At 63.7% G+C, this 12,691-nt stretch carries 9 protein-coding genes and 1 tRNA gene; all 10 read left to right on the top strand.

Translation table 11 applies throughout. From position 1 onward, the window contains the following. A partial coding sequence (locus tag AC07VX_RS26640) for an EF-Tu C-terminal domain-related protein (protein WP_492710707.1) occupies window positions 1–77 on the top strand: 77 nt, incomplete at its 5' end. A 16-nt stretch (window positions 78–93) separates the two neighbouring features. Continuing rightward, a tRNA-Trp gene (locus AC07VX_RS26635) sits at window positions 94–169 on the top strand. A 143-nt stretch (window positions 170–312) separates the two neighbouring features. Beyond that, window positions 313–699 carry a preprotein translocase subunit SecE gene (secE, locus tag AC07VX_RS26630; RefSeq protein WP_493167756.1) on the top strand — a complete coding sequence of 129 codons (387 nt, stop codon included), beginning with the start codon at window positions 313–315 and terminating at the stop codon, window positions 697–699. A gap of 15 nt (window positions 700–714) precedes the next feature. Continuing rightward, window positions 715–1,290 (top strand): transcription termination/antitermination protein NusG, encoded by a 576-nt coding sequence (nusG, locus tag AC07VX_RS26625; RefSeq protein ID WP_493167757.1) that lies wholly within the window; start codon window positions 715–717, stop codon window positions 1,288–1,290. A 220-nt stretch (window positions 1,291–1,510) separates the two neighbouring features. Then, on the top strand, window positions 1,511–1,948 hold the full coding sequence (gene rplK / locus AC07VX_RS26620) for a 50S ribosomal protein L11 (RefSeq protein WP_025564481.1): 438 nt from the start codon (window positions 1,511–1,513) through the stop codon (window positions 1,946–1,948). A 2-nt stretch (window positions 1,949–1,950) separates the two neighbouring features. Continuing rightward, window positions 1,951–2,661, top strand: coding sequence for a 50S ribosomal protein L1 (rplA, locus tag AC07VX_RS26615; RefSeq protein ID WP_493167758.1), 711 nt, complete (start codon window positions 1,951–1,953; stop codon window positions 2,659–2,661). A 251-nt stretch (window positions 2,662–2,912) separates the two neighbouring features. Beyond that, window positions 2,913–3,446, top strand: a complete 534-nt coding sequence (gene rplJ, locus AC07VX_RS26610) for a 50S ribosomal protein L10 (RefSeq protein WP_025564477.1) — start codon at window positions 2,913–2,915, stop codon at window positions 3,444–3,446. 51 nt (window positions 3,447–3,497) lie between these two features. Continuing rightward, a complete protein-coding gene (gene rplL, locus AC07VX_RS26605) occupies window positions 3,498–3,878 on the top strand; it encodes a 50S ribosomal protein L7/L12 (protein ID WP_310273307.1) in 381 nt (126 codons plus the stop codon). A gap of 341 nt (window positions 3,879–4,219) precedes the next feature. Next, window positions 4,220–8,341: a DNA-directed RNA polymerase subunit beta gene (gene rpoB, locus AC07VX_RS26600; protein ID WP_493167759.1), complete on the top strand. Its 4,122-nt coding sequence runs from the start codon at window positions 4,220–4,222 to the stop codon at window positions 8,339–8,341. Window positions 8,342–8,352: 11 nt separating this feature from the next. Then, the gene (gene rpoC / locus AC07VX_RS26595) at window positions 8,353–12,570 is read left to right on the top strand and encodes a DNA-directed RNA polymerase subunit beta' (RefSeq protein WP_493167760.1); all 4,218 of its coding nucleotides are present in this window, start codon (window positions 8,353–8,355) and stop codon (window positions 12,568–12,570) included. Window positions 12,571–12,691 lie beyond the last annotated feature (121 nt).

Below are 12,691 nucleotides of genomic sequence, written 5' to 3'. Positions count from 1 at the left end.
AAACCGGCCTGCGCTTCGCCATCCGTGAAGGTGGCCGCACCGTCGGTTCGGGCGTCGTCGCCACGATCCTCGAGTAAGTATTTCAGAGGCCACAGGGGCATAGCTCAATTGGCAGAGCGTCGGTCTCCAAAACCGAAGGTTGGGGGTTCGAGACCCTCTGCCCCTGCCATCCGCCACTGATCACGGCGGTTGGTTTCCTGGCTAACCAAGCATCGGCCCGCGAGAGAGATCTCGGCGGGCCTTGCTGCTGATGGCTACCGGCCCTCGCAGCGTTCGAAAAGCCACCTCAGGGTGGCGCGTGAAAGTGAAGTGATGGCGAATCCTCCCCAAGTCGAGACCGTGACCAGCGGCGCCGACAAGGCCAAGCTGGCCGTTGCGGTACTGCTGCTGATCGGCGCGTTGGCGGCCTATTACGGCCTGTCCAAGCAAGGTGCGCTGGTGCAGTGGGCCTCGCTGATTGTGTTGCTCGCCGCCGGCGTGGCAGCCTTCTTCACGTCCGAACACGGCAAGGCGCTGATCGCCTATGGCCGCGACTCGACGCGTGAGGTCAAGAAGGTTGTCTGGCCCACCCGCAAGGAAGCCACGCAGATGACGGGCTATGTTTTTGCCTTCGTCGTCGTCATGGCCCTGTTCCTGTGGGTGACGGACAAGACGCTGGAGTGGGTGCTGTACGACCTGATCCTGGGCTGGAAGCGCTGATCGCAAGGAATTTCGATGTCTGAAGAACAAGTCGTCACGACCGAAGCCCCGGCGGGCCTGCCCAAGCGCTGGTACGTCGTCCATGCCTACTCGGGCATGGAGAAGGCCGTGGAGCGCAATCTGCGGGAGCGCATCGACCGCGCCGCCATGCAGGACAAGTTCGGCCGCATCCTCGTGCCGACCGAAGAAGTCGTCGAGCTGAAGAACGGCAAGAAGGCCGTCACCGAGCGCCGCTTCTTCCCGGGCTATGTGCTGGTCGAGATGTTCATGGACGACGAGTCCTGGCACCTGGTCAAGCACACCTCCAAGGTGACGGGCTTCGTCGGCGGCGCCAAGAACCGCCCGGCCCCGATCTCGGAAGCCGAGGTCATGAAGATCGTCAACCAGATGCAGGAAGGCGTCGAGAAGCCGCGGCCCAAGGTCGAGTGGACGGTCGGCGAGATCGTGCGCGTCAAGGAAGGTCCCTTCACCGACTTCAACGGCTCGGTGGAAGAGGTCAACTACGACAAGTCCAAGGTCCGTGTGTCGGTCACGATCTTCGGCCGCGCCACGCCGGTCGAGCTGGACTTCGCGCAGGTTGAAAAGGTCTAAAGACACAGTCTTTCAACCTATCGCCAGAGCGGCGTAGGCCCGAAGGCAAAAGGTCTGGAATAGAATCGCGGGTTCGGCCGGCGTCCCCTGAACGTCGGCCCGTGATCAGTCTGCAACGAGAGGCGGACAAGAGGAGCAGAGGTAAGGGATTCGTCCCGAGTCCGATGCGCTAGTACTCAGGTGATTCCGCAGGCCGCGGGTTCACTGGATTGGAGAAAACATGGCCAAGAAAATTGTCGGCTTCATCAAGCTGCAAATTCCGGCCGGCAAGGCAAATCCTTCGCCGCCGGTGGGTCCCGCGCTGGGTCAGCGTGGCCTGAACATCATGGAGTTCTGCAAGGCGTTCAACGCCCAGACCTCCGGCGCTGGTTTCGAGCCCGGCATGAAGCTGCCGGTGGTCATCACCGCCTTCGCCGACAAGAGCTTCACCTTCGTCATCAAGTCGCCCCCGGCGACCGTGCTGATCAAGAAGGCCGCCAAGATCGAGAAGGGCTCGCAGCGCCCCCACCTGGACAAGGTCGGCAAGCTGACCCGTGCCCAGCTGGAAGAGATCGCCAAGATCAAGACCAAGGACCTGACGGCCGCCAGCATCGACGCCGCGGTCAAGACCATCGCCGGCTCTGCCCGCTCGATGGGCATCATCGTGGAAGGGGTCTGAACATGGCCAAGCTCACCAAGAAGCAAAAGGCGCTGGCCGGCAAGGTCGAGTCGACCAAGCTGTACGCCCTCTCGGAAGCCCTGGACCTGGTCAAGAGCCTGGCCACGGCCAAGTTCGATGAGTCCATCGACGTTGCCGTGCAACTCGGCATCGACGCCAAGAAGTCGGACCAGGTCGTCCGTGGCGCCGTCGTGATGCCCAACGGCACCGGCAAGACCAAGCGCGTCGCTGTGTTCGCCCAAGGCGCCAAGGCTGAGGAAGCCAAGGCCGCCGGCGCTGACGTCGTCGGCATGGAAGACCTGGCCGAGCGCGTTAAGGCGGGCGACATGCCCTTCGACGTGGTCATCGCTTCGCCCGACACGATGCGTGTCGTCGGTACCCTGGGTCAGATCCTGGGCCCGCGCGGCCTGATGCCCAACCCCAAGGTCGGCACCGTGACCCCCGACGTCGCCACCGCCGTCAAGAACGCCAAGGCTGGCCAGGTCCAGTTCCGCGTCGACAAGGCCGGCATCATCCACGGCACCATCGGCCGTCGCTCGTTCGACACCGACAAGCTGGAAGGCAACCTGCGCGCGCTGATCGAGGCCCTGAACAAGGCCAAGCCGGCGTCGAGCAAGGGCATCTACCTGCGCAAGGTCGCCGTGTCTTCGACGATGGGCGTTGGCGCCCGCGTCGAAATCGCGTCGATCAACGCACAGGCCAACGCCGCCTGATGAACTGAATCTGCACGGGGCGAGTCTGGCCCCGGGCAACAAAGATTGGTGGGGCGCCTGCCGGGCAACCGGACGGCGCGTCATCCAAGACCGCTGGTGGAGACCCCTTAAATCGAAGTCGCCGATTCGTCGGTGGCGGAGAACCAGCGCAGATGGCGGTCCCGCTGACAGGTTTTTCCTGACAGATGGTCGCTGAATCCCTGGCGCTCTCGAAGCCGCAAGGCCGAGGGAGCAAATGTGAGGAGTAGACCTTGAGTCTCAATCGCAACGAGAAGGCAGCCGTTGTCTCCGACGTCGCAGCGCAAGCAGCGAAGTCGCAGACGCTGGCGTTGGCCGAGTACCGTGGCCTCACCGTGGAAGCCTTGAACAAGCTGCGCGTCGACGCACGTTCCAAGGGTGTCTATCTTCACGTGCTGAAGAACACCCTGGCCCGTCGCGCCGTCGCCGGTACCCCGTTCGAGGCTGCTGCGGAGAGCATGGTCGGCCCGCTGATCTACGGCTTTTCGGAAGACGCAGTCGCGGCTGCCAAAGTCATCGCTGACTTTGCCAAGACCAACGACAAGCTCGTCATCAAGGGTGGTGCCTACGGTGGCAAGGCTCTGGACGTCAATGGCGTGAAGGCTCTGGCCTCCGTCCCGTCCAAGGAAGTCCTGCTGTCGCAGATCGCCGGCCTGCTGCTGTCGCCGGTGCAACGCACCGCGGCCGTGCTGGCTGCCCTGGCTGCAAAGCGTGGTGAAGGTGCCGTGGCTGCTGAAGCCCCCGCCGAAGCCCCGGCCGCGGCCTGATCGACGAACAACGCGTTCACACGCAACCCATCTGTTTTTTAGGAATTAATCATGGCATTCGATAAAGACGCTTTCCTGACCGCCCTGGACAGCATGTCCGTTCTGGAACTGAACGACCTGGTCAAGGCAATTGAAGAGAAGTTCGGCGTGTCCGCCGCTTCGATGGCTGCTCCGGCCGCCGGTGGTGCTGGCGGCGGTGCCGCTGCTGCTGCTGAAGAGAAGACCGAGTTCAACGTCGTCCTGACCGACGCCGGCGCCCAGAAGGTCGGCGTCATCAAGGCCGTTCGCGAAATCACCGGCCTGGGTCTGAAGGAAGCCAAGGACCTGGTCGACGGCGCTCCGAAGAACGTCAAGGAAGGCATCTCCAAGGCCGACGCCGAAGCCGCTGTCAAGAAGCTGGTCGAAGCCGGCGCCAAGGCCGAGATGAAGTAAATCGGTTCGGCGGGCATCGTTCCGCCGACCGGATCTGGTTCGCCAGATCCATGAAAAGGGGTTGCCTTCGGGCTTCCCCTTTTTCGTCTTTACGGGTTTGCCCCCGTAGAGAACAGTTGAAAGAACCGCGCGCTGTATGATGTGCGGTTCTTTCACGTGTTCTCTGATCCGACTGCAGAGAACCAGTTTGGTCGGACTCCGGTGCAATGCCGGGGTTGTCCGCCAGCGGTTGGTAGTGGCCAACCACCAAGCTAGGCAGCCGCCCGTTCTGGGCGGATGAGCCAGCCAGTCGCCGACGCGGTGCGTCCCACGGCCGGGGATGCACTCGACACGGAGTGTTTATGGCGCAAGCAACCCCCTACAGCTACACCGAGCGCAAGCGGATCCGCAAGAGCTTCGGCAAGCGCGAGAGCGTTCTCAACGTTCCTTACCTGCTCACGATGCAGAAGGACAGCTACGTGGCCTTCCTGCAGAAGGACGTGGCCCCCGCCAAACGCAAGCCCGAAGGGCTGCAGGCGGCTTTCCTTTCGGCGTTCCCGATTGTTTCGCACAACGGTTTCGTCGAGATGAAGTTCCTCGAGTTCAACATCGCCAAGCCGCCGTTCGACACCCGTGAGTGCCAGCAGCGGGGGTTGACCTACGCAGCCGCCGTGCGCGCGCGCCTGCAGATGATCATCTATGACCGTGAGTCGCCCCAGGCGAAGACGGTCAAGGAAATCAAGGAGCAAGAGGTCTACATGGGCGAAGTGCCCCTGATGACCGACTACGGCTCCTTCATCGTCAACGGCACCGAGCGCGTCATCGTGTCGCAGCTGCACCGTTCGCCGGGTGTGTTCTTCGAGCACGACAAGGGCAAGACGCATTCGTCGGGCAAGCTGCTGTTCAGCGCCCGCATCATTCCCTACCGTGGCTCCTGGCTGGACTTCGAGTTCGACCCGAAGGACATCCTGTACTTCCGCGTCGACCGCCGCCGCAAGATGCCGGTCACCATCCTGCTCAAGGCCATCGGCCTGAACCCCGAGCAGATCCTGGCCCACTTCTTCGTGTTCGACAACTTCCGCCTGATGGATGTCGGCGCGCAGCTCGAATTCGTCGCCGACCGCCTCAAGGGTGAAGTCGCCCGCTTCGACATCGTCGACAAGAGCGGTGCCGTCATCGTCGAGAAGGACAAGCGCATCACCGCCCGCCATGTGCGCCAGCTGGAGCAGTCCGGCACGCAGCACATCTCGGTGCCCGAGGACTTCCTGGTCGGCCGTGTGCTGGCCAAGAACATGATTGACGCCGACACCGGCGAGATCATCGCCAAGGCCAACGACGAGCTGACCGACGCGCTGCTGAAGAAGCTGCGCCAGGCCGGCGTCAAGGACATCCAGTGCCTGTTCACGAACGAGCTGGACGAAGGCGCCTACATCAGCCAGACCCTGGCCTCGGATGAAACCGAGACCCAGCTGGCCGCCCGTGTCGCCATCTACCGCATGATGCGCCCCGGCGAGCCGCCGACGGAAGACGCCGTCGAGGCCCTGTTCAACCGCCTGTTCTACAGCACCGACACCTACGACCTGAGCCGTGTCGGCCGCATGAAGTTCAACGCGCGTGTCGGCCGTGACACGCCCGAGGGCAACATGAACCTGTCCAACGAGGACATCCTTGACGTCGTCAAGATCCTTGTCGAGCTGCGCAATGGCCGCGGCGAAGTGGACGACATCGACCACCTGGGCAACCGCCGCGTGCGTTGCGTGGGCGAACTGGCCGAGAACCAGTACCGCTCGGGTCTCGCCCGTATTGAGAAGGCCGTCAAGGAGCGTCTGGGCCAGGCCGAGACCGAAGCCCTGATGCCGCACGACCTGATCAACTCCAAGCCGATCTCCGCGGCGCTGAAGGAGTTCTTCGGTGCGTCGCAGCTGTCGCAGTTCATGGACCAGACCAACCCCCTGTCGGAAATCACGCACAAGCGTCGTGTCTCCGCTCTGGGCCCGGGCGGTCTGACCCGCGAGCGCGCCGGCTTCGAAGTCCGCGACGTGCACCCGACCCATTACGGCCGCGTCTGCCCGATCGAAACGCCGGAAGGCCCGAACATCGGCCTGATCAACTCGCTGGCGCTGTACGCACAGCTCAACGAGTACGGCTTCCTGGAAACGCCGTATCGCCGCGTCGTCGACGGCCACGTCACCGACCAGATCGACTACCTGTCCGCCATCGAGGAAGGCAAGTACGTCATCGCCCAGGCCAACGCCACGCTGAACGCCGGCGGCCAGCTGACCGACGAACTGGTGTCCGCCCGTGAAAACGGCGAATCGGTGCTGACCTCGCCCGAGCGCATCCAGTACATGGACGTTGCGCCGACGCAGATCGTGTCCGTCGCGGCCTCGCTCGTGCCCTTCCTGGAGCACGACGACGCGAACCGCGCACTGATGGGCGCCAACATGCAGCGCCAGGCCGTGCCGGTGCTGCGTCCCGAGAAGGCTTTCGTGGGTACGGGCGTCGAGCGCGTCGCCGCGAAGGACTCGGGCACGGTGGTCGCGGCTCGCCGCGGCGGCGTGGTCGACTATGTCGACACGAACCGCATCGTGATTCGCGTCAACGATGACGAAACCGTGGCCGGTGAGGTCGGTGTCGACATCTACAACCTGATCAAGTACCAGCGTTCCAACCAGAACACCAACATCCACCAGCGCCCCATCGTGCGCCGTGGCGACAAGGTGGCGGCCGAGGACATCATTGCCGACGGCGCTTCCACCGACATCGGTGAACTGGCCCTGGGCCAGAACATGCTGGTCGCGTTCATGCCGTGGAACGGCTACAACTTCGAAGACTCGATCCTGATCAGCGAACGCGTCATCGCCGAAGACCGCTACACCTCGATCCACATCGAGGAACTGGTGGTCAACGCGCGTGACACCAAGCTGGGCTCGGAAGAAATCACCCGCGACATCCCGAACCTGTCGGAGCAGCAACTCGGCCGCCTGGACGAGTCGGGCATCGTCTACATCGGTGCCGAGGTGAACCCGGGCGACGTGCTGGTCGGCAAGGTCACGCCCAAGGGCGAAACCACGCTGACGCCGGAAGAGAAGCTGCTGCGCGCCATCTTCGGCGAGAAGGCTTCGGACGTGAAGGACACGTCGCTGCGCGTCGACCAGGGCACCAGCGGCACCGTCATCGACGTGCAGGTCTTCACCCGTGAAGGCATCCAGCGCGACAAGCGCGCCCAGCAGATCATCGACGACGAGCTGAAGCGCTACCGCCTGGACCTGAACGACCAGCTGCGCATCGTCGAGAGCGACGCCTTCGACCGTATCGAGAAGCTGCTCAACGGCAAGGTCGCCAATGGTGGTCCGCAGAAGATCGCCAAGGGCACCAAGATCGACAAGGACTACCTGGCCTCGGTCGAGAAGTTCCACTGGTTCGACATCCGCCCGGCCGAGGAAGAGGTCGCCAACCAGCTCGAGTCGATCAAGAACGCGCTCGACCAGACCCGCCACAGCTTCGACCTGGCTTTCGAAGAAAAGCGCAAGAAGCTGACGCAGGGCGACGAGCTGCCCGCCGGCGTGCTGAAGATGGTCAAGGTCTACCTGGCCGTCAAGCGCCGCCTGCAGCCTGGCGACAAGATGGCCGGCCGTCACGGCAACAAGGGCGTCGTGTCCAAGGTCACCCCGATCGAAGACATGCCCTACATGGCCGACGGCACGCCTGCCGACATCGTGCTGAACCCTCTGGGCGTCCCGTCGCGGATGAACGTGGGCCAGGTGCTGGAAGTGCATCTGGGCTGGGCCGGCAAGGGCATCGGCCAGCGCATCGGCGACATGCTGCAGCAGCACTCCAAGGTGGCTGAGCTGCGCAAGCTGTTCGACCAGCTCTACAACCAGAGCGGTGGCAAGACCGAGAACATCGACGACCTGTCCGACACCGAAGTGCTGGAGATGGCCGAGAACCTCGCCAAGGGCGTGCCCTTCGCGACCCCGGTCTTCGACGGTGCCAAGGAAGAAGAAATCCGCGGCATGCTCAAGCTGGCCTACCCGGACGACATCGCGGCCAAGAAGGGCCTGACCGAGACGCGCACCCAGGCCTGGCTGTGCGACGGCCGCACCGGCGAGCAGTTCGAGCGCCCGGTCACCGTCGGCTACATGCACGTGCTGAAGCTGCACCACTTGGTGGACGACAAGATGCACGCCCGCTCGACCGGCCCGTACTCGCTCGTCACGCAGCAACCGCTGGGCGGCAAGGCGCAGTTCGGCGGCCAGCGTTTCGGCGAAATGGAAGTCTGGGCGCTGGAAGCGTATGGCGCCTCGTACATCCTGCAGGAAATGCTGACGGTCAAGTCCGACGACGTGAACGGCCGGACCAAGGTCTACGAAAGCATCGTCAAGGGCGAACACGCCATCGAAGCGGGCATGCCCGAATCGTTCAATGTGCTGGTCAAGGAAATCCGCTCCTTGGGCATCGACATTGAACTGGAACGCAATTAAGGAGCAGATGCATGAAGGGACTACTCGACCTTTTCAAGCAATTCACCCCCGATGAGCATTTCGATGCCATCAAGATCGGCCTGGCTTCCCCGGAGAAGATCCGCAGCTGGTCGTTCGGCGAGGTGAAGAAGCCCGAGACCATCAACTACCGCACCTTCAAGCCGGAACGCGACGGCCTGTTCTGCGCCAAGATCTTTGGCCCGATCAAGGACTACGAGTGCCTGTGCGGCAAGTACAAGCGCCTGAAGCACCGTGGCGTCATCTGCGAGAAGTGCGGCGTCGAAGTGACCCAGACCAAGGTCCGCCGTGACCGCATGGGCCACATCGACCTGGCCGCGCCCTGCGCGCACATCTGGTTCCTGAAGTCGCTGCCGTCGCGTCTGGGCCTGGTGCTCGACATGACGCTGCGCGACATCGAACGCGTGCTGTATTTCGAAGCGTATGTCGTCGTCGACAGCGGCATGACGCCGCTGAAGAAGTTCTCGATCATGAGCGAGGACGACTACGACGCCAAGCGCGTCGAGTACGGTGACGAGTTCATCGCGCTGATGGGCGCCGAGGGCATCAAGAAGCTGCTGGAGGAAATGGATCTCGACATCGAGATCGACAAGCTCCGCAACGACATGACCGGCTCCGAGCTCAAGGTCAAGAAGAACTCCAAGCGCCTGAAGGTCATGGAGGCCTTCAAGAAGTCCGGCATCAAGCCGAACTGGATGGTGCTGGACGTGCTGCCCGTGCTGCCGCCGGACCTGCGTCCGCTCGTGCCGCTGGACGGCGGCCGCTTCGCCACTTCCGACCTGAACGACCTCTACCGTCGCGTCATCAACCGCAACAACCGCCTGGCCCGTCTGCTGGAGCTGAAGGCCCCTGAAATCATCGTGCGCAACGAAAAGCGCATGCTGCAGGAAGCCGTCGACTCGCTGCTGGACAACGGCCGTCGCGGCAAGGCGATGACCGGCGCGAACAAGCGTGCCCTCAAGTCGCTGGCCGACATGATCAAGGGCAAGAGCGGTCGCTTCCGTCAGAACCTGCTGGGCAAGCGCGTCGACTACTCGGGCCGTTCGGTCATCGTGGTGGGCCCGACGCTCAAGCTGCACCAGTGCGGCCTGCCCAAGCTGATGGCGCTCGAGCTGTTCAAGCCCTTCATCTTCAGCCGTCTCGAAGCCATGGGCATCGCGACGACGATCAAGGCTGCCAAGAAGGAAGTCGAATCCGGCACGCCGGTGGTCTGGGACATCCTTGAAGAAGTCATCAAGGAACACCCGGTCCTGCTGAACCGCGCCCCGACGCTGCACCGCCTCGGCATCCAGGCATTCGAGCCCGTGCTGATCGAAGGCAAGGCCATCCAGCTGCACCCGCTCGTCTGCTCGGCCTTCAACGCCGACTTCGACGGTGACCAGATGGCCGTCCACGTGCCGCTGTCCATCGAAGCGCAGATGGAAGCCCGCACGCTGATGCTGGCCTCCAACAACGTGCTGTTCCCGGCGTCCGGCGAGCCTTCCATCGTCCCGTCGCAAGACGTGGTGCTGGGTCTGTACTACGCGACCCGCGAGCGCACCAACGGCAAGGGCGAGGGCCTGATCTTCTCGGACATCCCCGAGATCATCCGCGCGCTCGAAAACGGCGCCGTGGAAATCACCGCCAAGATCAGCGTTCGCCTGACCGAGTGGACCAAGGACAAGGACACGGGCGAGTTCGTGCCCGAGACCAAGCTCGTGGACACCACTGTCGGCCGCGCCCTGCTGTCCGAGATCCTGCCCAAGGGCCTGCCGTTCTCGAACATCAACAAGGCGCTCAAGAAGAAGGAAATCTCGCGTCTCATCAACACGAGCTTCCGCAAGTGCGGCCTGAAGGAAACCGTGGTGCTGGCCGACAAGCTGCTGCAAAGCGGCTTCAAGCTCGCCACGCGCGCCGGCATTTCCATCGCCATCGACGACATGCTGGTGCCCGCGCAGAAGCACACGCTGATCGAGCGCGCCGAGAAGGAAGTCAAGGAGATCGAGCAGCAGTACGTCTCGGGTCTCGTGACGGCCGGCGAGCGCTACAACAAGGTCGTGGACATCTGGGGCAAGGCCGGTGACGAAATCGGCAAGAAGATGATGGACCACCTGAAGGTCGAGAAGACGATTGATCGCCACGGCAAGACCGTCGATCAGGAGTCCTTCAACTCGATCTACATGATGGCCGACTCGGGTGCCCGCGGTAGCGCAGCCCAGATTCGCCAGCTGGCCGGCATGCGCGGCCTGATGGCCAAGCCTGACGGCTCCATCATCGAGACGCCCATCACGGCGAACTTCCGTGAGGGCCTGAACGTTCTGCAGTACTTCATCTCCACCCACGGTGCTCGTAAGGGCCTGGCGGACACGGCGCTGAAGACCGCGAACTCCGGCTACCTGACGCGTCGCCTGGTCGACGTGACTCAGGATCTGGTCGTCATCGAGGAAGACTGCGGCACCGACAACGGCATGGCGATGCGCGCCCTGGTCGAAGGCGGTGAAGTCATCGAATCGCTGCGCGACCGCGTCCTCGGCCGCGTCACCGCGATCGATGTTGTGCACCCCGAGACGCAAGCCTCGCTGCTGGGCGCCGGCAAGATGCTGGACGAAGACACCCTCGACGTGCTGGAACAAGCCGGCGTGGACGAGATCAAGGTCCGCACGCCGCTGACCTGCGGCACGCGCTTCGGCCTTTGCGCCAAGTGCTACGGCCGTGACCTCGGCCGCGGCGGTCTGGTCAACACCGGTGAAGCTGTCGGCGTCATTGCCGCGCAGTCCATCGGCGAACCCGGCACGCAGCTGACGATGCGTACCTTCCACATCGGCGGTGCCGCTTCGCGTGCTGCCGTCGCCTCGAGCGTGGAAGCCAAGTCGGACGGCATCATCGGCTTCAACGCCACGATGCGCTACGTGACCAACGGCAAGGGCGAGCTGGTCGTGATTTCCCGCTCCGGCGAGATCATCATTGCCGACCCGCACGGCCGCGAGCGCGAGCGCCACAAGGTGCCTTATGGCGCGATCCTGAACATCAAGCCGAGCCAGACCATCAAGGCCGGCCTGGTGCTCGCCAACTGGGACCCGCTGACCCGCCCGATCATCACGGAATTCGCCGGCAAGGCGAAGTTCGAGAACGTCGAGGAAGGCGTGACCGTCGCCAAGCAGGTGGACGAAGTGACCGGTCTGTCGACCCTGGTCGTCATCGACCCGAAGCGCCGCGGCGCTGCCAAGGTCGTGCGCCCGCAGGTCAAGCTGCTGGACGCGCAGGGCCACGAGGTCAAGATCCCCGGCACCGACCACTCGGTGGCCATCGGCTTCCAGGTCGGCTCGCTGATCCAGATCCGCGACGGCCAGGAGCTGCTGCCCGGTGAAGTGCTCGCCCGCATCCCGGTCGAAGGCCAGAAGACCCGCGACATTACCGGCGGTCTGCCGCGTGTGGCGGAACTCTTCGAAGCCCGCTCGCCCAAGGACGTCGGCGTGCTCGCCGAGCAGACCGGCACGGTGTCGTTCGGCAAGGAGACCAAGGGCAAGATCCGCCTGCAGATCACCGACCCGGACGGCAAGGCCCACGAGGAACTGGTGCCCAAGGAGAAGAACATCCTGGTGCACGAAGGCCAGGTGGTCAACCGTGGCGAGCTGATCGTCGACGGCGCCGCGGACCCGCAGGACATCCTGCGCCTGCTGGGCATCGAGGAACTGGCGCGCTACATCGTCGACGAAGTCCAGGACGTGTACCGACTCCAGGGCGTGAAGATCAACGACAAGCACATCGAGGTGATCGTTCGCCAGATGCTGCGTCGCGTGATGATCACCAACCCGGGCGACTCGCACTACATCCTGAACGAGCAGGTCGAGCGCTCGGAGCTGCTGGACACCAACGACAGGCTGCGCAAGGAAGGCAAGATGACCGCCACGCACGCCGACGTGCTGCTGGGCATCACCAAGGCTTCGCTGTCGACCGACTCCTTCATCTCGGCCGCTTCCTTCCAGGAAACGACCCGCGTGCTCACCGAGGCTGCCATCATGGGCAAGCGCGACGAGCTGCGTGGCCTGAAGGAAAACGTCATCGTCGGCCGCCTGATTCCGGCCGGCACCGGCATGGCCTTCCACGAGGCACGCCGCGCCAAGGAAGCCATGGACGACGCCGAGCGCCGCGCCATTGCCCTGCAGGAGGCCGAGGAACTGGCCGCCGCGCAGATGGCTGGCGTGGACGCCGGCACCGACTCGGCCGAATAAGCCAGCGCTTTCCGCACCGCCAAAGCCGCCCCGGCGCCAGCCGAGGTGGCTAATGAGATGGTCACCCCCATCTCGTGTTTGCCCCGAACACCCCGGTGACATAGGTTTCCGGGGTGTTCTT

This window comes from Roseateles sp. GW821-FHT03B02, from assembly GCF_059421025.1.
The sequence above is the reverse complement of the archived record's forward strand: the minus strand, read 5'-3'. Positions and strand labels throughout refer to the sequence as shown.